This is a genomic window from Escherichia sp. GZ89 (assembly GCF_019366485.1).
GTDB classification, from domain to species: domain Bacteria; phylum Pseudomonadota; class Gammaproteobacteria; order Enterobacterales; family Enterobacteriaceae; genus Escherichia; species Escherichia fergusonii.
Genome location: NZ_JAEOHX010000011.1, coordinates 88042 through 111894, shown reverse-complemented (window position 1 = coordinate 111894; position 23853 = coordinate 88042). Strand labels below are relative to the sequence as shown.

The window sequence follows — 23853 nt, the reverse complement described above, 5'->3', positions numbered from 1 at the left end:
CAATATTTATCACAACATGTGACGTTTAAACTCTGAACAATGCCGGAAGTCCGCTACGACGCTCTGTACGGGTAGCAATTGCACTACTTAAAATGCGTTCATCTGTATACAGCGAAAGGCGTGTACGGGCGCGGGTTACTGCGGTGTAAACCAGTTCCCTTGTCACAACAGGCGTACGCTGAGTGGGCAAAATCAACGCTGCATGATTAAACTCAGACCCCTGCGACTTATGTACCGTCATCGCCCAGGTGGTTTCGTGTTCCGGCAAACGGCTGGGCTGTACCGATTTAATGCTTCCGTCTGGCATTGCAAACCAGACTCGCATCCCCTGCCCGCGATCAAGCGCTATGCCGATATCACCATTAAACAATCCTAATGGACTGTCGTTGCGGGCAATCATTACCGGTCGCCCTTCGTACCAACGGGAATGAGGGTGGCGATGAATTTTGCGTTTTTGCTGTAACACGTGTTCCAGTCGTTCATTTAGCCCGGCAACGCCAAATGGTCCTTCCCGTAATGCGCAAAGTAACTGGTAATCATTGAACGCCTGAATAATTGATTCCGGCTCGGCACGTTGTTGCAGTAGTTGCAGATACCGACCATAGCCAGCAATCGCCTCTTCCAGCATCGCGCTGTAATCTTCGCTACTGGTGAGCGTGCGTTTTTCGATATCGCTAAATTCCTGTTGAAATATTGAACGAACGGCTGTTTTGTCTCCGCGATTAATCGCCGCAGCCAGTTGTCCAATCCCGGAATCGCTGCCAAAACGGTAACTTTTTTGCAGCAGGCAGAGACTGTCTCGTAAAGATGCCGCTTCGGTCCCCTTGCCTGCGGGTATTTCACATCCCGTCAGGCGAGATAATTGCTGTGCGCGCTGTGCGGTAAAACCAGCACTGACCCAGGCGCAGATATCACCCAATACGGCCCCTGCTTCTACAGAAGCCAATTGATCGCGATCACCCAGAAAGATCACCCTGGCATGAGGAGGTAAAGCCTCGATCAACCGCGACATCATCGGTAGATCGATCATTGACGCTTCATCCACTACCAGTACGTCAAGATGCAACGGGTTTCCCGCATGATGACGCAAACGCTGGCTTCCCGGTTGCGCACCTAACAAGCGGTGCAACGTGCTGGCATCATCAGGAATACGCGTCTTTTGCTCGTCGGTTAGCGGGAGTTGGCGCAGTGCTTTACCCAAAGATTCAGTCAACCGCGCAGCAGCTTTACCTGTCGGCGCAGCCAGGCGGATCCGGCAGCGTTCGCCATCCATCATCTGAATCAGTGCCGCCAGCAATTTTGCAACTGTTGTGGTTTTTCCCGTTCCCGGACCACCAGAGATAACCGAAATTCGCCGCGTTAATGCCACCGCAGCAGCCACTTTTTGCCAGTTGATTTCACCTGTGGAAGGGAAGAGTCGCTCCAGCGTTTGTGTCAGTAGTGGCTCATCAATTTCAATGGCGTAATTTACGTCATTAAAAAAGCGTGCCACCGTACGTTCACTGCTCCACATGCGATTCAGGTAGAGGCGATCACCATGCAGAATCATCGGTGTGGGTCGTTCGCCCTGGCTTACTGCTTCTGACGCCAACAGGCAGTTTTGCCAGTCTTGCGGCGCGTCAAATTTGTTGAAGCCCATTGCCAGTAGTGGATGTGGCTCATCACTGTTAACAAGGCGAGAAAGGGGCAGGCAAACATGCCCTTCACCTGCATCATGGCTGAGGATGGCCGCCGCCAGCGCAACAGCTGGCTCGTTATCTCCGGCCACCGCCAGGGCAAATTGCGCATCCAACGGACGCAAAAATTTTTGCTCAACGGCGCTCAGCAATAATTCTTGAAGGCTCATTGTGTTTCCTCTACGTCAGCACCTGCAAACATGTCGTCCATCAGAGCTATGAGTTCACCATCGGGCCGGGTGGTATAAATGCCCTGCTGCGGATTATCGCGGTCAACGCCGCGCAGGAAAAGGTAGATGACACCACCAAAATGGCGTTCATAGTCGTAATCAGCAATGCGATGACGCAAGTAACGGTGCAGCGCCAGCGTATAAAGCTGATATTGCAGATCGTAGCGGTGTTCCTGCATAGCCGCAGCCATTGCCTGTTGGGTGTAGGCTGAACTGTCTTCACCCAGCCAGTTCGATTTATAGTCGAGCAGGTAGTAACGCCCCTGATGGCGGAACACCAGGTCGATAAAACCTTTTAACATCCCGCGGACTTGTAAGAAGTCCAGCGGCGGACAACCTGCAGAAAGCGAATCAAACTGGCGAATCAGTGTGTCGAGTTGGCTTGCGATCAGGGGTTTCGTGATCGGCAAATAAAACTCCATCTCTACCTGCTTGTCGCGTTCAGTCAGTTGACTCAGACTGATACCTGTTTCATTTAATGGCGCACGCAGGATAGCGTCAATCCACTCAGTTAATACTGGCTCCCACCAGGTCTCAAAACCATCCAGTTCCAGCTTTTCTCGTACCCATGCGCTATCGACCGGTTGGCTGAAATCGAGCGTTTCAAACAGGCTATGTAAAAATGTTCCCGGCGATGCGCCACGGGGAAACTGGTGTGGCGTAAGTTGCGGTTCTTCTGATTTTTCACTGACAGCCGTGCCCGCTGCATCGATATCCAGACGTGGCAACAGATCCTGGGCAATACCGTGCCCACGCTGTTGCAGACCAGAATAACTGGTAACGCGCCAGTTATCGCCCGGTGAACGTTGCAGGTTTCTGGCGCTCAGTTCCTCACTGGCGGATTCCACCATGTGCCAACGGATATTATCGGGGCGAGGCGGAGTCTGGCAGGTGATATAGTCATCACACAGCGACTCAATGCACGCCCGTAGCCCGGCGGCATCCTGCGGTTCTCCTTTTTGCAGCAATCGCCCCAGCGCACTTTGATGTACGTCGGTAGGGCCTTTTTTATCACCACGACGGCGCACCAACGGCGCAACACCAAGACTGCAATGCCAGACTGAACGCGTCAGCGCCACATAGAGCAGACGTAAATCCTCCGCCAGACGCTCTGCTTCAGCCAACTCAACGCTCTCTTTCGCCTCGCTGAGATCCAGCATGGCTTCAAAGGATTGTCGATCATGGTAAAACGCTTGATCCTGTACACGGAAATTAGTGATAAACGGTAACCAAACCAGCGGATACTCCAGCCCTTTCGATTTGTGGATCGTGACGATCTGTACCAGATGTTTGTCACTTTCCAGACGCATTTGCTGGCTGGCCGCATTACTGTCTGGTTCGAGAATATGTTGTGACAACCAACGCACCAGTGCATGTTCGCTTTCCAGTTGCGTTCCCGCCTGCTGCAATAGCTCACTGATATGCAAAATATCAGTCAGTCGACGCTCTCCACCTGCTGTTGCCAGAAGGTTTTCGGCTATGTGTCGCGCCGACATCAGCGCTCGCAACATGGGCATCACACCACGTTTGCGCCAGAGCTGCCGATAGCCATCAAACTCTTCAACCACTGCATCCCACGCAGTTTCATTGGTGTTGAGATTTTCAATATCCAGCGCGTTCAACCCCATCATCGACGTTGCCAGCGCACTACGCAGGGTATCTTCCCGCTCTGGCGTCATGACTGCCTGCAAAACCCATAACATCTCCTGGGCTTCCAGTGTTTCAAAAACGCTGTCGCGGTTAGAGAGGTAAACGGAAGGTATCGCCAGCAGGGTAAGGGCATCACGTATTAAGGATGCCTCCTGCCGACTACGCACCAGAACACTAATATCTGAGGCTCGTACAGGGCGCGATGTGTCACCGTTCATCAGCAACGCATCGCCACGTTGCCCGGCCTGTAACCAGTCACGGATCTGCATGGCACAAACTTGCGCCATCGTGCTTTGATAGTCTCCGACGCTGCAGTATTCACCGTCCATCAACCACATTTTCATCGCAGGCTGCTTTTCACCGTTCACAGCAAAATGCAGCCCCCGGTTTTTCCCGGCTGATTTCACCGGAACAAACGGGATTTCGCGGAACATAAAGGCGTCATCGGTCTGGCTGAAAAGCTTGTTCACACTGTTGACCATCCCCGGCGCAGAACGCCAGTTGGTATCTAACGTGTAATGAGCATGGACTTCGCTACGCGCTTTCATATAGGTGAAAATATCTGCCCCACGAAACGCATAGATCGCCTGTTTCGGATCGCCAATCAGGAGCAACGCCGTTTCCGGCTGTTGATGCCAGATACGGCGAAAAATACGGTATTGCTGCGGATCTGTGTCCTGGAATTCATCGATCATCGCCACCGGGAAGCGTGTACGGATCGTCGTCGCCAGTGCCTCTCCGCTTTCACTACGCAAAGCGGCGTCCAGCCGGCTTAGCATATCGTCAAAGCCCAGCTCGCCACGGCGACGTTTCTCACGGGCAACGGTTTCACGGATCTCCGCCAGTGCTCTGGTGATGACCAGATCACGGATCGATAACGGTTCAGCAAGCAGTTGATCGATCGCGTCAAACAAGGGGTGGCGTGGCGTTTCCCCGCCTGCCTTCGTGCGATCTTCTAAAAAACGCTGAGAGAACTTTTCCAGCGATTCCGGCAGTTGATAGCTGTTTGTTTCTTCCTGCGCCCAGCGACTGATCTTGTCGATCCATTTGGCCTGATTGCTACGATTAAACTTGCGTCGATCAATGCCAGAAGATTCAATCAGCGCATCCAGTTCACCTACGGTTTCACACCACTGCTGTTTGACAGTGTTAATTCGCGCCACAATCTGCGCGTGACGAGAAATGAGCGTTTCATCATCCGGTGGTGGCGCTTTAATCACTGGCGCTTCACCTTGCAGATAACGGTTAATATCTCTTAGCAGTGCCTGTGGCCCTTTCCAGGTTTCGAAGACCACCTGAGCGATTTCACGTGGTAGCGGGTAACAATGACGGCGCCAGAAATCGGCGCAAGCCTGATAGCGCAACAACGACTCATCTTCAATCAGTTGTTGTTCAAACAACATGCCAGATTCGAAGGCATTCAGGTTGAGCATTCGCTGACAGAAGCCGTGAATGGTAAAGACCGCAGCTTCATCCATCTGCCGTTCGGCTAACAATAACCACTGCGCAGCCTGTGCTTTATCGTCAATCTCTTCAAGCAAGCTGGCATACAGCGGATTGTCGGTAGTGTCGCGCAGACAGGCGATGCGTAATTCGTGGATATTACTACGGATACGACCACGCAGTTCTGCGGTTGCGGCCTCAGTAAAGGTCACCACCAGCAGTTCTTCAACGGTCAATGGACGGGGAAAGGCGGATGCTCCGCCTAATCCAAGTAACAGGCGCAAATAGAGCGCCGCAATCGTAAAGGTTTTGCCTGTACCGGCAGAGGCTTCAATCAGGCGCTCGCCCTGTAAGGGCAAGCGCAAAGGGTCTAATGTCTCGGCGACATCACTCATTCTTTTCACTCATCAGGGGCATTGTTTGCTGCAACGCGCTGACGTTCTCCCACACTTTCCAGCCTTCCGGGTGCACATACTCTGCTTTCCCGTTCTGGCTGCCAGAAATCTGCGACAAGATAGCCATGCCTTGCGGCTCAACCACCGCCTGATGGAAGAAATCGGCAAGTTTTTGCGGCGTCAGCTGTTTTATCTGTGCCACAATTTTATCACGTGAATCAAAGCGCATATTGCCACGATCGAAATCTTTGCTTAACTTCGAGGCTTCTTCGCCCAGTGTCTGCGGTGCCTGCAACATCTGAGTAATAATAGCCTGCTGGATTTGTGCGAACTCTTCCGGTTTCATCGCCCGCAATTTTGCTTCTGCCACAGGGAAGAAATCTTTATAGCGTTTCCAAAGGTAAGACGGCTGTTTATCGCTGCTTTGCAGCAGGAATCCCATCCCCCATTGACGCCCCACGCTCATCGGGAAGGCAAATACCGCATAGCCCAGTTGCTCCTCTGTACGCAACTGGTTATAGAACCACGGCTGAACAATTTGCCCCAGCATAGCGCTGTAGGCAGAGCTGGTGTATTCGTCATAACCGGTGGGAACGAATACAGCTGCCAGTGCCGAATCAGTGCTACTTCCGGCTTGCTCAAGAATAACTGACTGTTTTTTATCTACCAGCACGTCTTTGTTACGACACCATTCAGTACCCTCTGCGCCCAGCTGTTTTTGCACGTCACGCGCGAGTGTTTTCGCTTGCGCTTCGCTCATATTGCCAATGACCATAAACTCGGGGCGCGCGCCTGTTTTCAATGTCTCACGATAGGCCATAACGTCTTTCAGGCTAATGCCAGACAACAGTTTGCGGCGCTCGTCACGCGGGAAGTAAGGCACTTGAGAAAGCATCTGTACTGGCATAATCGCCTGCTCAAATGCTTTTCCTTTTTCCGCCGAATCCAGCATCTGGATATACCAGGATTTCGCCTGTTCAAGCTGTTCTTCTGTAGCGCTATAGCTAAAGTAGCCCGTCAACAAGGCCTGGAAAAGTTGCGGTAATCGCTGGGTATAACCACTAGCGTTAACCATTAAGCCATTATTCGCATTGGTGGAAATGCTTATTCCCCCCACCGCAGACTGGTTACTTAACTGGTCAAGGGCAAGCCCCGCCAGATAATCATTTAACGCAAACATGACCTGATTGCGGGCACTGTCCATCGCTTTCGGATTGCGCAAAATCAGGCTGATATCGACTTTTGGCTCACTGGCAAAATAGCGGCTTGGGGCATACACCACACGCAAATCTGACTCATCAACAATTAACTCAGGGTGATCATATTTTTTCTCTGGCGTGATCAGCGAAAAATCATCTGGTATATAGGGGTTAAGCTCCGGCAAAGAGAGCGCAATACCTGCCGCTTTTTTCTGCCAGTCAGCGAAGGTTTGTTCACTGATTTTATCAACCTGATAAGGTGCATCGACAAAATAGGCGGTTTTATTGTGCGGCTCTTTCGGGCTGATATACCAGATACGTGCGTTCTGTGGCGTCATCATCGCCAGCCTTTCTTTAACAGCTTTGGCGTCATACTGGTCGGCGATATTCACGGCATCCAGAGTATGCTCAACCGGTACGCGAATCATGGTATCCGCCAGCCATTCGACGTAATCCATATCACGGGTGATCGACGGATAACGGAAATCGAGATCCAGCACATGCGCCAGTTCATCGAAGTACTGTTTATCCACGCCTTTTTCACGCAATAAATTGAGATAGCTGAAAATAGCCGCAATCACTTCGTCACGGTTAGCGAGGCCTTTATCAGTTAAGGTTGCCGAGATCGCTAACACGCCGCTGTTGCCGTTAACGATAGGATCGGAACTGGCACTTATGCCTTCGACCAGGCCCTGCTTTTGCAACCAGTCCGAGAGAGTTCCAGGACTACGATTGCCAATCAGGTAGGTGATCAATTCATCGGTTTTACTGCGAAACTTCGCGGAGTTGTTATCGATACGAAACTCCACGCGCACCACTTTTCGTGGCAGCGCGGGCACGTAATGGATGATGATGCCCTTTTGCGCGTCGGTCACCACCGGCACGGTGATTTCTGGTTTTTGGCTCTCTTTATTTGGCACGCGACCAAAAGTTTCTGCCACCAACTGCGCCAACTCCGGCAGTGGTTTGTTGCTGTAGATAACCGCTTTCATCAGATTGGCTGAATAGTATTTCTCATGGAAATTTTTCAGCGCCTGCTGTACCGGATTTCCAGGTTTGTCGCTTAAGGTTTCCAGATTTCCGCCAGAAAACTTCGCCCCAGGGTGTGCCGGGTTAATAGTTTCGGCGCTCACTTGTGCCATGCGCATACCGTCACGGGTGCGTGCCATAGTGAGTTCAGCGTTTACCGCGTTACGCTCGCGCTCGGCATATTTTTTGTCGAGTAAAGGGGCTGCAATGGCATCCGCCAGACGATCAACCGCACCATTCAGGGCATCATTTTCTACTTCAAGATAGAAAGCCGTGCGATATGGCGCTGTGCTGGCATTGTGGCTACCGCCATGCATTTTGAGATATTCCGCAAGGCTGTCTGCCTGTGGATATTTTTTCGAGCCCATCAGGCTCATATGTTCGAGATAGTGCGCCAGCCCCTGATAAGAGTCAGGATCTTCAAGTGACCCAACAGGTACAACAAGCGCTGAAAGCGATTTGACCGCCTGAGGATCGGAAACCAGCAACACCACCATGCCGTTATCCAGCCGTATAGCCTGATACTGGCGATTATCTTTTTCACTTTTACGGATGGTTTCCGCCATAGGTGTCCAACCGGTGTCTGCCTGACAGAAAGGTACCCAAAGGGTAATTAAAACCAGTAACGCTTTAAACCAGGTGCTGCGGGGCATTCACGAACCTCATGATTAACGATATTTTTCAACCTGAATCAACGCATTAAAGCGCATCAACCGGAGAATACAAAATATGCCGCTGAACTGCTCAGCGTCGGTATAAATAACAATCAGTCCGTGACTGGTGCGCATCATAGAGTAAGCGACCTGCTTGCGCAATTTTTAAACAATCGTTATGACTGATTGAAACGAAAAATAGGTAACAAAAAACGTTGAGACTGAGAAACTATCGTTTCCAGAGTCTCAGGTTCGAGCTGACGCCACAGGCGTTGATACCAGATATCATCGCCTTCCCCACGAACTATCATGTTGCCTTCATACGCTTGCAGGAACTTAGTTCGCGCTTTTTGTTGTGTATCTTCGTCAGTTAAAATCACATCATTTTCAGTGTCATAACAGGTTTTAATCCATGCACCACCGCTTTCGGGTAACACCAACAGCGGTGAGGACATTCCTTCCCGATAGCCCTCTATAAGCTGCGCAAGGTAATGTAACGCCTGTTCTGTTTCCAGTGGTGGGAAACGCCATTCGCCATCTTTACGTAAAAACAGACGGCTTTCCCCTGTACCACCACAGGCGCAATAGACAAGATGTTCCAGCCAAAGTTGCACGCCTTGTGAAACGCTAAGCAACGATGGTCGCCAACGCAATAAACCATCGTCCTGGACTTGTGGTAGCCAGCCGGTTAATTGTACGCCATTACAGTTGAGATCAACCTCCATGCTTTGCCCTGGCAGGCGACAGGCAATCACCCGGTCAGCCAGCTGTTGCATCTCCTGACACTGGGTTTCCCACAGGATCTCACCAAAAGCACCATAAGGCAGCTCCCCTGCGGCTCGGAATCGGCGGAAAAGACGCTCAGCATCTTCCTGCTCAACCAGGGTGTTAAGTAGTTGCTGGTTAATTTGATAACGGGTTAGCCCTTCCAGCGTGAACGGTTCGGTATCAGGGATCTCGCTCTCTTGCGCACGGAAATTTACTCGCAGACGCATCTGAAAGAAGGCTCTTACCGGATGCGCCCAAAAACGTTGTAAAGATTCCAGCAATAGTGTTGACGGCATTTCAAATGGCAATGGCTGCACAAAATCAGAATGTGCCTCACCAGACTGACTGGCAGCAGGTAGCCACTCTCTGGCATAGCTTTGCTGCTCACCAGGCAGGTAATTTTGCGGATCAAACGGCATACGGGTATGCATACAGGTAATATGTGCTTTTACCTTCGCTTCGCTTTCGTCGCAGTTCAGCGCTTCATCGCCCGGTAAGTAATGGCTTTGACCAATATAGTCAATTAACTCCTGTACCAGCACGGAAGGAAAACGTTCGCTGTTATCCTGAATGGAACGCCCGATATAACTGATATAAAGCTTTTGCTGCGCAGAGATCAGCGCTTCCAGGAACAGATAGCGGTCATCATCACGACGACTACGATCCCCACGGCGCGGTTTCTGACTCATTAAATCAAACCCCAGCGGTGCAAGCTGACGAGGATAAACACCGTCATTCATTCCTAATAAGCAGACCACTTTGAAGGGGATAGAGCGCATTGGCATGAGAGTGCAAATATTCACTGGCCCCGCAAGGAATCGCTGGCTGATACGTTCTTGATCAAGGCGTTGTGCCAGCTCGTCGCGGAGCAATGAAAGCGGTACAGCTTCGTTATATTGTGCGCCAAGCCCCTGAGCAATCACGGCCTGCCACTGTTGTTCAATAAGTGTCATCGCTGCTTCGGTTTCGGCATCTGGCAGGAAGAAGGCATTGAGCATGTCACGACACACAGGTAGCCACTCTTCCAGTGGTCGTTCCTGCGCAAGTCCACGACGCCAGATGTTCAGTTGCATCAACAGTGATGCCAGATGCCCCACCAGCTCGGCAATCAGGCCGCTGGATTCATCATAAGGCAGGACAGACTGCCACTCACCCTGAGCACTTTCCATGGCGTAACCTAACAGCATACGTGTCAGGCCAAAGCGCCAGGTATGTTGACCGGTGGCAGGCAGCTCCAGCTCACGTACGTTATCGTCGTCAATCCCCCAACGAATGCCTGACTCATTTACCCATTGGCGTAAATAACGTAGCCCTTCTTCGGTAATATCAAACCGCGCCGCAAGTACAGGTACATCCAGCAAGGCCAGAACATCCTCGGAAACAAAACGACTGTCAGGTAAAGAGAGCAGAGTGATAAATGCTTCCAGTACCGGATGCGACTGACGCGCCCGACGGTCGGAAATGGCATAAGGCAGGTAACGATCGGCTGGTGCGCTCCCAAAGACGGCCTGAATAAACGGACTGTAACTGTCAATGTCGGCCACCATCACAATAATGTCGCGAGGTGTCAGTGTGGGATCTTCCTCCAGCATTGCCAGCAAGCGATCATGTAGCACTTCAACTTCACGTTGCGGGCTATGGCAAACATGGAAGGTCACGCTGTTATCCTGCGGATCGAGCAGCCTTTTCTTATCGCTACGGGAAAACTCTTCAATATTAACGCCCGCCACCGCCCGATTTTCCAGCTCCAGAATATCGGACTGAATGTTATGCAACAGATTATCTGGCGTGATATCAACGAAAGCATCCAACTCCTGGCTGTTATCGAGATCGGAAAGCAGATAAATATAATCACGCCCCAACTTGCCCCAGGAGGCTAAAAGTGGATTACCAACATCCTGTTCGCCTTCGCTATTAAACAATTTTTCTGCATCAACGCCCTTACGAAACAGCGGTAATTCGCGGTCTTCAAAGCTGTGCCGACGCTGGCGGGTAAGGAGTTTTGCCAGATAAGCAGGATCTTTAATATCTCCCCAGTAATAACGACAGGGGTTAGTAAACAAAAGATGAATTTCTATATGCTTACCCAGTGCCTGTAGAGCTTGCAGATACACCGGGGGTAACGCGGAAATACCGCAAATAAAGACGCGGGAAGGTAATCCCGGTGGGCAGGTGGTAGCCGACTCCAGCGTTTCAATAAAGCGTTGATAAAGATTGGCACGGTGCCAACGTGGTTGCCCCAGTTCAGCAGTGTATTCCACCAGTGCCTTCCACAAAGGTGCCTGCCACACTTGCGCTTCGCTCAGCCCATCAACCAATTTTCCGGCTTCCCACTGGGAAAGCCACTCAGGGCGATAAACCAAATACTGGTCAAAAAGATCCGCTGCACGCGCAGAAAGCTGAAAGAGTTTTCGTTTGTCAGAATCGTCAGTCAAATAATGACGTAGCAGGGTAAAATCTTCCCGATCCAACCACTGCGGTAACAGCGTCATTAATTTCCAGGTCATGCTCTGTTTATTAAACGCGCTCTCTTTGGGGATCTCTGGCAATACACGAACGAACATATCCCAGATGAAACTTGCTGGCAGCGGGAATTCGATATTTGCCGCAATGCCAAACTTCTGCGACAGGGCCATCTGTAACCATTGCGCCATCCCGGTGCTTTGTACCAGAATCATTTCCGGCTCAAAGGGATCGTCCAGCCGCTCGCGCTCAACAATAAACTCCATTAGCGCTTCCAGCACATCCAGACGATTCGAATGGTAGACCCTTAGCATAGCGGCTCCTGACGACTAACGATTCGGGCAATGCAGGCGTGTCATCTCGCCTGTCCTGCCCAGTGGTGAAAATAGCGTAGCGCTGATGCTGACACATCCGGACTGCGATGTCTCCACCCGGTTAACTTGCCAGTTCACAGGTGGCGAAATTGACCGCAAATGTGTTTGTTGCCAGCTGGTGCGCCAGAGTTGTAAGTACTGATTTTTGAGCACAAAACTGTTCATCAGTGCCCGCTGATAACCAGACAATGCCGTCACAATCATGACCATTAATACCATCGCCACAATCACTTCCGGCAAGCTGAATCCCCGTTGGCTTTTCAGGGAATGTTGCATAGCACCTCCTCTTTTAATGGACAGAAATCGCTCCAGCCGGTTGCCGAGAAGGTGACGCTATTATTTTCTCTCGCTGCCATTTGCCATAAAGAGACGCCAGAGTACTGAGCGATAAGCACAGCCTCATCATTCGCTAACAGGCGCAGACAGACCACCGCGAGTTGCTGATATCTCTGGCACTGAGCGTCATGTTGCAGTGGCCAGTGTTGCGATTTCCCCCACTCCAGTGCTGACTGTACGATTGCCTGACGTTTTAATGCCTGGCTTTCCAGCGCGACGCGTGCAGAGTAGCTGCGCTCCTGCTGATTTAGCCCCTGAAGCAGTAAGCTACCGAGGATCAGCAATAACAAGACTAAGCCCAGCGACGAGACTCCCCGTTCACGATTCACAAATTAAACCCCGTCACGCTGTATTGCGCCTCTGTACTGTGCTGTGGTTTGTTTTTACTGGCACCACGTAATCGCACGGTGAGAAGTGGAGCGAAACCGTTTTGGTTATGCCTCTCAACCGTGAACGTTTCGACGACAATGGCATCAGGTTCGGTCATCCTGTCCCAGCCTTTACCGGTGCAGGATGTCGCGCCGCGCAGTGTTTCCAGGGCGTTATCTTTGAGACGGAATCCCACTTGTTCTGAGTCTTTGGAGGGGGCTGTTTCAAAGCGGCCATTATTGTTGGCATCCCACTGAACAATTATGCACTCTCCGTTATTGACGATTTTTAATCCTTCACCGCTACATTTCCCCCGGCAATATCCCGCCCGCTGGAGATGTTTTGCGACCGTATAAGTGCGTTGCCAGAGTTCGTCTTCCAGCGCCAGTTTTAACGTATTGCTTAAGACATCACGTTGAATAGCAGGTAAAAAACGAGCTGTACCAAGCAATAACACGCTACTGATCGCCATCGCGATAAGCACTTCAAGTAAAGAAAAACCACGCTCGTTTAACGGCAGCTCTCTACCTGGGTTGGCTTGCACAAGCGGATTCGCCCCCAGGGAGAGATCACTATTTGCCATTCGCCTGCGGTGTTTTGCAGACGAATATGACCAGGCCAGGCAGTATTGCGCAGGCCATAAAACGCCAGTGCCGGAGTGGCTTCGGCCAGGTTTATCTCTTCCCAACCGGGCGTAAATATCAGTGGTGAGGCGGGCATGCAGGTTGTTTGCCCTACGGCTGAGCTGACAAGACACCATGACTTTCCCTCCCTGATAACACTGATGACATGATCGCGGTTATGCCAGTTGGCATCCTCACGCAAATACAGTAAGTAATCGCGCAGCTGGCAGGCGGTTTGCCAGAGTCGTTGCTGCTGTTGCCAGCTCTGCCAGCCATAAACGCCCCCTGCGCTCAGTAGCGCAATAATGAGCATCGCGACCAGAATTTCGATAAGCGTATAGCCCTGTTCTCTTTTCATGGCGGCAGTATGACGTGAGGAAAATTTCTGGCGAGGCTTAATTTTTTGTTATTCGGCGCGCTTTCAGAACTTTTTTATGGGTTGCACAACGTTGCAAAATTTCGGGAAGGCAGCTCGAAGAATTGGCCGGGAGAGAAAAAAACCGACGCACAATGGCGTCGGCTTTGGCAGGATTTAAATCGCAACAGGGGCTTTGATGCCCGGATGCGGATCGTAGCCTTCAATCTCAAAGTCTTCGAAACGGTAGTCGAAGATGGATTCAGGTTTACGTTTGATAATCAACTTCGGCAGCGAACGTGGCTCGCGGCTTAATTGCAGATGGGTTTGATCCATGTGGTTGCTGTAGAGGTGCGTGTCGCCTCCCGTCCAGACAAAATCGCCCACTTCCAGATCACACTGCTGCGCCATCATATGCACAAGTAACGCATAGCTGGCAATGTTAAACGGCAGGCCGAGGAAGACGTCACAGGAGCGCTGATAAAGCTGGCAAGAGAGTTTGCCGTCTGCCACATAGAACTGGAAGAATGCATGGCATGGAGCCAGTGCCATTTTATCCAGTTCGCCTACGTTCCAGGCTGAAACAATAATGCGGCGGGAATCCGGGTCGTTTTTCAGCTGGTTCAGTACCGTAGTGATCTGGTCAATATGACGACCATCCGGCGTTGGCCAGGCGCGCCATTGTTTGCCATACACCGGACCGAGATCGCCGTTTTCGTCGGCCCATTCATCCCAGATAGTGACATTGTTTTCATGCAGGTACGCAATGTTGGTATCACCCTGCAAAAACCACAGCAGTTCGTGGATGATGGAACGCAGGTGGCACCGTTTAGTTGTTACCAGCGGGAATCCCTCCTGCAGGTTAAAACGCATCTGATGACCAAAAATGGAAAGCGTTCCGGTTCCGGTACGGTCGTTTTTCTGAGTGCCTTCGTCGAGCACTTTTTGCATCAGTTCTAAATACTGTTTCATGGTTCCTCAGGAAACGTGTTGCTGCGGGCTGCGACGATATGCCCAGACCATCATGATCACACCCGCGACAATCATCGGGATGGAAAGAATTTGCCCCATGCTGATGTACTGCACCCATGCGCCAGTAAATTGCGCATCCGGCTGGCGGAAAAATTCGACAATAATACGAAACACGCCATAGCCAATCAGGAACAAGCCGGAAACTGCTCCCATCGGGCGCGGTTTACGAATATACAGGTTGAGGATAATAAACAGCACCACACCTTCCAGCAGCAGTTCGTACAGCTGTGACGGATGACGCGGTAGCACACCATAAGTATCGAAAATGGATTGCCATTGCGGGTTGGTTTGCAGCAGCAAAATATCTTCTGTACGGGAGCCTGGGAACAGCATGGCAAACGGGAAGTTCGGGTCCACGCGGCCCCACAATTCACCATTAATGAAGTTGCCAAGTCGCCCGGCACCGAGGCCAAACGGGATAAGTGGCGCAATAAAATCAGAGACCTGGAAGAAAGAGCGTTTTGTACGGTGAGCGAAAATGAACATCACCACGATTACGCCAATCAGACCACCATGGAAGGACATACCGCCATCCCAGACACGGAACAGATACAACGGATCATCCAGGAACTGTGGGAAGTTGTAGAACAGAACATAACCAATACGTCCACCGAGGAATACGCCCAGGAAGCCCGCATAGAGTAAGTTTTCTACTTCGTTTTTAGTCCAGCCGCTGCCAGGACGATTAGCACGGCGGGTCGCCAGCCACATCGCAAAGATAAAACCAACCAGATACATCAGGCCGTACCAGTGAAGCGCGACGGGGCCAATTGAAAATATGACCGGATCGAATTCCGGGAAATGCAGATAGCTACTGGTCATCTGTCACCACAAGTTATTGTTATCTCGCTGGAAAGGGTCAGCGAATGCAATGCGCACCGCAGGTTACAGGCGCTCCAAAGGTGCGAATAATAGCACAAGGGATCGGGCATATTGCCCGATTAGCTGTAAAAGTAATGCTTCGTTACGTTTTACAGACGGGCTTTTAAAGCCCGCCACGTATCAGTCCGCCTAAGCCGCGCCGCTCCATAAATGCCGCCACCTGATGACGAACTTCGGTTGCCAGTTGCGCTTCCAGACTCCGTTCAGCAAGGTTTTTAGCATCGTCATAATCGATGTTACGCAGAAGATACTTCACGCGGGCAATCGAGCGACCATTCATAGAGAGATGTCGATACCCCATACCAATCAGAATAGCCACACACATCGGATCGCCCGCCATTTCACCACACAGGCGAAGATCGATACCGTATTTCTCCGCTTCCTGAGCAATTACCGCCAACACCCGCAACATTCCAGGATGAAGGCTATCGTAGATATTCGCCACACGGGTATTGTTGCGATCAACCGCCAGAATGTACTGAGTGAGATCGTTCGTTCCCACTGAGATAAAGTCGATCCGGTTGGCCAGGTGCGGCAACATAAAGATCATTGATGGCACTTCCAGCATGATACCAATACGCGGTTTTGGGATCGCGTAACCGATCATTTCTTCAACTTCACGTCCGGCACGCTCAATTAAGCGACGTGCTTCATCTACTTCATCAATGCTGGTGACCATTGGCAGTAGAATGCTGAGATTTCCGGTGGCAGCATTAGCGCGCAGCATCGCACGCACCTGTACCAGAAAGATCTCCGGCTGGTCGAGGGTTATGCGAATCCCCCGCCATCCCAGACACGGATTCTCTTCACTGATAGGCATATAAGGCAGTTGTTTATCTGCACCAACATCCAGCGTTCGCAACGTAACAGGTTTATCGTTGAACATTTGCAACATTCCCTGATACTGCGCCACCTGCTCTTCTTCAGATGGAAAACCGCTTTGTAGCATAAAAGGGATTTCGGTACGGTACAGGCCGATACCGTCAATACGACTGCCTAATTTCTCTTCATGTTCCGGGCTTAAGCCAGCATTGAGCATGACTTTAATGCTTTCGCCGCTTTTCAGCTGTGCCGGGCGATTGACATCATCTTCGGCAATACGGCTAAGTTCGATTTCTTCGCTGATAAGACGCTGATATTCCTGAATTAAAACCGGTTCAGGATCAACCAATAATTCTCCGCGATAACCATCGACAATAAGCGTACGTTTATGAAGCACAGAGGGCTGAATATCGGCCCCCATGACAGTTGGAATACCTAACGCTCGCACCATAATCGCAGCATGAGAGTTTGCTGCGCCATCTCGCACCACAACACCTGCCAGACGATCCTGGGGAAGCTCTGCGAGCGTCGTCGCAGAAAGTTCATCAGCCACCAGGATAAAGCGCTCTGGCCAGGCATTGGTGGCCTGTACGGAATCGTCAAGATGGAATAATAAACGCTGCCCCAGTGTACGTAAGTCGCCAGCGCGTTCTTTCAGGTAGTTATCGGTGAGTGCAGCAAACTGCTCGGCAAATTTTTCGATTACCGTTTTCACTGCCCACTCAGCAACCGAACCATTATCCACTTCGGCAAATAGCTCACGGCGCAAGCGGGCATCAGAGAGCAAGTGGGAATAAAGGTCAAAGATGGCGGCAGTCTCTTTCTGCGCTCCGGCAGAAAAACGCTTACTGTAACGGCGAAATTCGTTTGCTGCCTCTTCCAGTGCTCCGGTCAGGCGCTCACGCTCCAGCGCCGGGTCGAGGGTAGAAGCCTGATAAACCTGTTCCATTAATGGCAGTGTTGCATCCTGCCAGCCTTCTGCAATCGCTACGCCCGGTGCCGCAGGCAAAGCACGGATTCGTGTCTGACGATACTGACCAAACAAGGCGGTCAATTGCGATTGAGAAAGAATGGCTGCCATTTGGGTGGCAAGCGTAACCAGGAAAGATTCTTCGCTTTCGTCGTATTGACGAATTTCCCGCTGCTGGACGACTAATACCCCCAGCAACTGCCGACGCTGAATAATCGGCACGCCAAGGAAGGCGCGAAAACGCTCTTCTTTAACCGAAGGAACATATTTAAAGCTGGGATGTTTTTGCGCATCTGCAAGGTTGATAGGTTCTGCCAGCCTGCCAACCAGGCCGACGATACCTTCATCAAACGCGAGCGCTACAGTGCGACCACGTGGTTTTTTCAGCCCCCGGGTCGCCATAAGGTAGTAACAACGGCGGTCATGATCGGCCAGATAGACCGAACAGACTTCGGTGTTCATCGCAAGACAGATATCGGTGACCAGAATGTTCAGCGCCTCATTGAGGCGCGGAGCACTGGCAACTTTTTCGACTATTTCGCGCAGGCGAGTGAGCATGATTTGCGTGACTTAACCTCTTTTACGTCGATAAGCAGGTGAGTTTTGTGGCTTCGGCGTATTGTCCTGAAGCGCCATGACTACACTTGCAAACTCTTTCATCACCCTGCGGTAGACATCACGTTTAAATGACACCACCTGTCGGACGGGGTACCAGTAACTAACCCAGCGCCAACCGTCAAACTCTGGAGTACTGCTGGTTTGCATATTGATTTCCGCATCAGCGCTCATCAATTGCAAAAGGAACCACTTTTGTTTCTGGCCGATACACACCGGCTTTGTATCCCAACGCACCAAACGTTTCGGTAACTTGTAACGCAACCAGTTGCGAGTCGAGGCGAGGATCCGCACATCTTTGCGGCTTAATCCAACCTCTTCAAACAGTTCCCGGTACATCGCCTGTTCTGCTGATTCTCCTGGGTTAATCCCGCCCTGAGGGAATTGCCAGGAGTGCTGACCATATCGCCGGGCCCACATAACTTGCCCCTGGCGATTACAAATTACGATACCTACATTTGGGCGGTAGCCATCGTCATCAATCACCGGACTACCTCAACATAAACTTTATATACAAACGATTGTTTCACACTCCAGTGAGGCGGTAAACCACTCTGTTAAAGCGACAGCTTACTAATAACATTTGAATAACTCACAGTTAAAGGCAAAGTTATAAACAGAAGAACGACTGTCAGGCAATTTTATTCACCTTTTCTGTGGATAGAGTTGTGAAGAACTACGGAATTACCACGGGAAAACCAAGAATTTTCTGAACGAGCACGTTGAGTGGGCGTAATTTTTTTTATTTATATTCATATAATTAGATGTGTTTTTTGGCAGGAGTAATAGGAATATGTGATATACATCACATCACCATTTACCGGTGTGGCGAAAATTTAATCGACAACGATTTTATCCACAGAATGCACACCAAAGTGAGTGACAATTCGTACGAAAATTCGATTTACGTCGCACGTCAAGGCTGTAAATCAAACCAGTAGTATGGGTTTTTCACAGTTATCCCAACTTTCTGTGGATAACATGGTGTAAGATCCTGTTTATTTTCAGTGACCAGAATTGGAAAACCGTTAGCGCTGTTGCGCAACAGTATAAAGTTATAGATAAAAAATCATATAAATCATAGCATTGAATATCTCTCAGGGAAAAATATACACTCTGTACACCCGGTATAAAATTGCTGTTTGTTTTTTAACCAAGGTTGAATAGTATGCCCGACATCCGCCCTCTTCTTACATCCCCTGCCTCAGAAGCTGAATTACTTGCTCAGGCACAGCAGCTCTCTGGCTATACCTTAGGGGAGTTGGCAGCCCTTGCCGGGATGGTAACGCCCAAAGATTTAAAGCGGGATAAAGGCTGGATTGGTGTTCTGCTGGAGATCTGGCTGGGGGCCAGCGCAGGGAGCAAACCGGAACAGGATTTCGCCGCACTGGGAGTCGAGCTAAAAACAATTCCGGTGGACAGTCTTGGTCGTCCGCTGGAAACCACATTTGTTTGTGTCGCGCCATTAACCGGAAACACGGGGGTTACCTGGGAAACCAGCCACGTGCGACACAAACTAAAACGCGTCCTGTGGATACCTGTCGAAGGTGAACGAAGCATTCCCCTTGCGCAACGGCGTGTGGGTTCACCATTGTTATGGAGCCCAAATGAAGAAGAAGATCGCCAGCTACGTCTCGACTGGGAAGAACTGATGGATATGATCGTGCTGGGTCGGGTAGAGCGTATCACCGCCCGGCATGGTGAAGTTTTACAGCTGCGACCGAAAGCAGCCAACGCTAAAGCCCTGACCGAAGCCATTGGCGCTAATGGCGAACCGATTTTAACGTTACCCCGCGGTTTCTACCTGAAAAAGAATTTCACCAGTGCATTACTGGCCCGTCATTTTCTGATCCAGCAGCCATAACTTTGATCTGCCGAATTCCGGGCATATAATTATCGCTTCATTTTTTTTGGCAGGGCTTTTTAGATGTTATTTGCATGGATCACCGATCCTAACGCCTGGCTTGCGCTCGGTACGCTGACGCTGCTGGAGATCGTGTTAGGGATCGATAATATTATTTTCCTTTCTCTGGTGGTGGCGAAACTTCCTACGGCGCAGCGCGGTCATGCGCGACGTCTTGGTCTGGCTGCGGCAATGGTGATGCGTCTGGCATTGCTGGCGTCTATTGCCTGGGTGACGCGTTTAACCAATCCGTTGTTTGAGATCTTTGGTCAGGAAATATCGGCACGTGATTTAATCCTGTTGCTCGGCGGCCTGTTCCTGATCTGGAAAGCCAGTAAGGAAATCCACGAGTCTATCGAGGGTGAAGAAGAAGGGCTGAAAACGCGCGTTTCGTCATTCCTCGGCGCCATCGTGCAGATTATGTTGTTGGATATTATTTTCAGCCTTGACTCCGTTATTACCGCGGTAGGTCTGTCGGATCATCTGTTTATTATGATGGCGGCAGTGGTAATTGCTGTAGGCGTAATGATGTTCGCCGCACGCCCGATTGGTGAGTTTGTGGATCGGCATCCGTCGGTAAAAATGTTGGCACTCTCTTTCCTGATTCTGGTGGGCTTTACCTTGATTCTGGAAAGTTTCGATATCCACGTACCGAAAGGTTATATCTATTTCGCGATGTTCTTCTCTATCGCGGTTGAAAGCCTCAACCTGATTCGCAATAAAAAGAATCCGCTCTGACGCACCACACGCTCTCCTGCGGGAGAGCGTCCCCCCCCTCTCCTCACAGTTTAAGACTTTCCTGCTTTCAAGATATATAACGTCGGTTTATAAACAGACTATTATCATTTATGGGCTAAATGAGGATAACCGGATGAAAAAATGGGCAGTTATAATTTCTGCAGTCGGGCTGGCGTTTGCTGTTTCCGGTTGTAGCAGCGATTACGTGATGGCAACGAAAGATGGCCGTATGATCCTGACTGATGGCAAACCGGAAATTGATGATGATACCGGGCTTGTGAGCTATCACGATCAACAAGGCAATGCCATGCAGATTAATCGTGATGACGTTTCGCAAATCATTGAGCGTTAAGCAATAAGGTCAGCCTCCTGCTGGCCTTAAGATATTTCACTTTCCCTTTTCCTTTCCCTCTGCCATTTTTATAGTCCTCATGTCGTGATTATAAAAAGGAAACGGCTATGCAATATCACCGTATACCCCACAGTTCGCTGGAAGTCAGCACGCTGGGGCTTGGCACGATGACGTTTGGTGAACAGAACAGCGAAGCCGACGCACACGCACAACTCGACTATGCCGTCGCGCAGGGCATTAACCTTATCGACGTTGCAGAGATGTATCCCGTGCCACCACGCCCGGAAACACAAGGTTTGACTGAAACTTACGTCGGTAACTGGCTGGCAAAACAGGGTAGCCGCGAAAAGCTGATTATCGCCTCAAAAGTGAGTGGACCGTCACGTAACAATGATAAGGGTATTCGCCCGGATCAGGCGCTGGACAGGAAGAACATTCGCGAAGCATTACATGATAGCCTTAAGCGTTTACAGACCGATTATCTCGATCTCTATCAGGTGCACTGGCCGCAACGTCCGACCAACTGTTTTGGCAAACTGGGATATAGCTGGACTGATTCCGCGCCTGTAGTTTCGTTGCTCGATACGCTGGATGCTTTGGCTGAGTACCAACGCGCAGGTAAAATTCGTTATATCGGCGTCTCAAATGAAACTGCATTTGGCGTAATGCGCTATCTGCATCTGGCAGATAAGCACGATCTGCCGCGCATTGTCACTATTCAAAACCCCTATAGTTTGTTGAACCGCAGCTTCGAAGTGGGGCTGGCGGAAGTCAGCCAGTATGAAGGGGTCGAGCTGCTGGCTTATTCATGTCTTGGTTTTGGTACGCTGACAGGTAAATATCTCAACGGTGCCAAACCGGCTGGCGCGCGTAATACGCTCTTTAGTCGCTTCACGCGCTATAGCGGCGAACAAGCACAAAAGGCGGTGGCGGCCTATGTCGATATAGCCAGACGTCATAATCTTGACCCCGCTCAGATGGCACTGGCTTTTGTGCGCCAGCAGCCGTTTGTTGCCAGTACCCTTCTGGGTGCGACCACCATGGAACAACTAAAAACCAACGTCGAAAGCTTACATCTGCAACTGAGTGAAGACGTGTTGGCAGAAATTGAAGCGGTCCATCAAGTTTATACCTATCCGGCACCTTAACGTCCTTGCCTGGCGTTCTTCGCCAGGCGTCTCTTTTCTCGATTTTTCAGAATACAATCCCTGCATTTCGCCGCACTTTTCCTGCTTAAGAAGAATAGACTCTTTCCGTTAACGCCAGCGTGCGTTCCATTGTCTGTGCCCATTGTTAAGGATAACCATGTTGATTTTAAAACCCCTTCCCCTCGCGATGCTGCTTGCCGGTTGTATGTCCTCTGCCTGGGGGGTGCAATTAACCCAACCGCTAACACTAAAAGACGTCACTGTTTATCTGCATGGCGCCAGCCTGCAAGGGGTAGAGACACTTAATTTACCGACAGGTGAAAGTGAAATCATTTTCACCAATATTGCCAACTCAGTTACACCAGACAGTATTGCCATTGCTATGGATAACGGTGTGACTGTGCTCTCTTCCCGGTTAGCGTTACAAGAAACGCCATCCCAGGCACTTCTTTCTGATGTTCAACAGCAGCTAAAAGCGGCCCGACTGGAGCAGGCAAAACTCACTGCTGAGAAAGACAATATCGCAGCTCAAGTCAAGGTATTAGAGGCGAACAACACATTAACTCAAAAAAATGCTGCTGAAGTCGGCAAGTATCTGCAAATGGTGAAAGAGAAAAATGGCGAGCTATTACGTGCAGATAGCGAACTAACGCAGAAACTCGCTGAAAATCAAGATGCAATAGATAAATTAGAGCAGCGAGAAAATATGAGTAATGGCTCGTCGGATGGCGCAGACGAACCACAGGTCATTATCGCGCGGGTATATGCACCGAAAGCCGTCAAAACGCAGGCCGTGGTGCGATACATGACACCAGATGCCTCCTGGACACCGCTCTATGATATTCACGCCAGTGCTATCAACCAACCGCTACGGCTGGTCTACAAAGCCAGTATTCGACAGTACACTGGCCTGGCGTGGAAAAACGTCAATATGGAGCTCTCGACCAATGAACCTGATACCCACCTGATGCTGCCGCAACTGGAACCTCAATATGTTGATGTTCCAGAGTATGGTGATATGAGGAGTTATCAGCAGAAGTCACTATCAGCACCGCATCAAAGAGCTGCGGCCGACAAAGTCGTTGACTTTGAAAAAGCTGGGGCGCACGCAGCGAAAGAGGCACAGGCGCAACAAGCTAGTGTCAAAAGCCGGTATGTCGCAGAGAAAGCGCCTGTTTCACCACAACCAGAAAACTTAACCGCGCAAAATGTTCACTACACGCTTTCTTTACCGTGGCAGATCGACAGCGACAACACGGCACGTACTGTTGTGATCAAAGAAGAGTCAGTCGCTGGCGATTACCGCTTCTTCGCTATACCCAAATTGAGTAACGACGTTTACTTGCAGGTCCAAATTAAAGAGTGGGAACAGCTCAATTTAATTCCGGGTGAAAGTCAGATCTTCTTTGATAATAATCGCACTGGCCTTGGCTACTTGCAGCCACCGGAAGATGGCAATTCCCTGGATATCCAGCTTAATCGCGATCCAAAACTGATTATTCAACGTAAGGCGGTACTGAAAAAAGAGAACGCTATCTCTATTTTTAATGACAGTGTGGTACGTAACTTCAGCTATACCGTCACTGTGAAAAACAGCTACGGCGAAGCGGTAGATTTAACGCTTGTTGATCAGATTCCAATAAGTTCCCATAGCGATATTACGGTAGACAAAATGCAGTACGGTCAGGCGCAGTTAAACGCCAAAACAGGAGAGCTTAGCTGGAAGCTCCATCTGGCAGGGAAAGAGAACGTCAGCTTGCCGTTCTCTTACTCTGTTAAATATCCCAAAAATATACAACCATCGGGACTGTAATCTTCATCGGGCAGC

At 50.4% G+C, this 23853-nt stretch carries 18 protein-coding genes; 5 read left to right on the top strand and 13 right to left on the bottom strand.

Annotated features, from left to right (window positions below; translation table 11 throughout):
• Nucleotides 1-25: 25 nt before the first annotated feature.
• From recD to rppH, 13 genes are all read right to left on the bottom strand, one after another.
• The gene (recD, locus tag K0335_RS17305; RefSeq protein WP_000058017.1) at nt 26-1846 is read right to left on the bottom strand and encodes an exodeoxyribonuclease V subunit alpha; all 1821 of its coding nucleotides are present in this window, start codon (nt 1844-1846) and stop codon (nt 26-28) included.
• Nucleotides 1843-5394 (bottom strand): exodeoxyribonuclease V subunit beta, encoded by a 3552-nt coding sequence (recB, locus tag K0335_RS17300; RefSeq protein ID WP_104920478.1) that lies wholly within the window; start codon nt 5392-5394, stop codon nt 1843-1845. The genes recD and recB overlap by 4 nt, the downstream gene beginning before the upstream one ends.
• Complete coding sequence (ptrA, locus tag K0335_RS17295) at nt 5387-8275, bottom strand: pitrilysin (protein ID WP_219393959.1); 2889 nt, start codon at nt 8273-8275, stop codon at nt 5387-5389. Before ptrA ends, recB begins: the two co-directional genes overlap by 8 nt.
• A 15-nt stretch (nt 8276-8290) precedes the next feature.
• Nucleotides 8291-8413: a hypothetical protein gene (locus K0335_RS22530; protein WP_255121708.1), complete on the bottom strand. Its 123-nt coding sequence runs from the start codon at nt 8411-8413 to the stop codon at nt 8291-8293.
• Between the two features lie 38 nt (nt 8414-8451).
• A complete protein-coding gene (recC, locus tag K0335_RS17290; protein ID WP_000946806.1) occupies nt 8452-11820 on the bottom strand; it encodes an exodeoxyribonuclease V subunit gamma in 3369 nt (1122 codons plus the stop codon).
• 15 nt (nt 11821-11835) lie between these two features.
• Entirely contained in the window at nt 11836-12156 is a 321-nt protein-coding gene (locus tag K0335_RS17285; RefSeq protein ID WP_001164797.1) for a prepilin-type N-terminal cleavage/methylation domain-containing protein, read from the bottom strand.
• Nucleotides 12141-12545, bottom strand: coding sequence for a DUF2509 family protein (locus K0335_RS17280; protein WP_046083260.1), 405 nt, complete (start codon nt 12543-12545; stop codon nt 12141-12143). Before K0335_RS17280 ends, K0335_RS17285 begins: the two co-directional genes overlap by 16 nt.
• A complete protein-coding gene (locus K0335_RS17275; RefSeq protein ID WP_176912997.1) occupies nt 12542-13105 on the bottom strand; it encodes a prepilin peptidase-dependent protein in 564 nt (187 codons plus the stop codon). The genes K0335_RS17280 and K0335_RS17275 overlap by 4 nt, the downstream gene beginning before the upstream one ends.
• Nucleotides 13096-13566, bottom strand: coding sequence for a prepilin peptidase-dependent protein (locus K0335_RS17270; RefSeq protein ID WP_000817989.1), 471 nt, complete (start codon nt 13564-13566; stop codon nt 13096-13098). The genes K0335_RS17275 and K0335_RS17270 overlap by 10 nt, the downstream gene beginning before the upstream one ends.
• Nucleotides 13567-13740: 174 nt before the next feature.
• Nucleotides 13741-14535, bottom strand: coding sequence for a thymidylate synthase (thyA, locus tag K0335_RS17265; RefSeq protein ID WP_000816250.1), 795 nt, complete (start codon nt 14533-14535; stop codon nt 13741-13743).
• A 6-nt stretch (nt 14536-14541) separates the two neighbouring features.
• Nucleotides 14542-15417, bottom strand: coding sequence for a prolipoprotein diacylglyceryl transferase (lgt, locus tag K0335_RS17260; RefSeq protein WP_104920480.1), 876 nt, complete (start codon nt 15415-15417; stop codon nt 14542-14544).
• A 163-nt stretch (nt 15418-15580) separates the two neighbouring features.
• Nucleotides 15581-17827, bottom strand: a complete 2247-nt coding sequence (gene ptsP / locus K0335_RS17255; protein ID WP_104920481.1) for a phosphoenolpyruvate--protein phosphotransferase — start codon at nt 17825-17827, stop codon at nt 15581-15583.
• A 12-nt stretch (nt 17828-17839) separates the two neighbouring features.
• Entirely contained in the window at nt 17840-18370 is a 531-nt protein-coding gene (gene rppH / locus K0335_RS17250) for an RNA pyrophosphohydrolase (protein WP_000564492.1), read from the bottom strand.
• 682 nt (nt 18371-19052) lie between these two features.
• On the opposite strand from rppH, the gene mutH reads away from it, so the two are divergent.
• From mutH to K0335_RS17225, 5 genes are all read left to right on the top strand, one after another.
• Nucleotides 19053-19748: a DNA mismatch repair endonuclease MutH gene (gene mutH / locus K0335_RS17245; protein ID WP_001112893.1), complete on the top strand. Its 696-nt coding sequence runs from the start codon at nt 19053-19055 to the stop codon at nt 19746-19748.
• Between the two features lie 63 nt (nt 19749-19811).
• Nucleotides 19812-20525 carry a TerC family protein gene (locus K0335_RS17240; RefSeq protein ID WP_000895629.1) on the top strand — a complete coding sequence of 238 codons (714 nt, stop codon included), beginning with the start codon at nt 19812-19814 and terminating at the stop codon, nt 20523-20525.
• 133 nt (nt 20526-20658) lie between these two features.
• The gene (gene ygdR / locus K0335_RS17235) at nt 20659-20877 is read left to right on the top strand and encodes a lipoprotein YgdR (protein ID WP_000758655.1); all 219 of its coding nucleotides are present in this window, start codon (nt 20659-20661) and stop codon (nt 20875-20877) included.
• 107 nt (nt 20878-20984) lie between these two features.
• Nucleotides 20985-22025, top strand: coding sequence for an NADP(H)-dependent aldo-keto reductase (locus tag K0335_RS17230; RefSeq protein WP_001199325.1), 1041 nt, complete (start codon nt 20985-20987; stop codon nt 22023-22025).
• Between the two features lie 157 nt (nt 22026-22182).
• Entirely contained in the window at nt 22183-23838 is a 1656-nt protein-coding gene (locus tag K0335_RS17225) for a DUF4139 domain-containing protein (protein WP_229321769.1), read from the top strand.
• Nucleotides 23839-23853 lie beyond the last annotated feature (15 nt).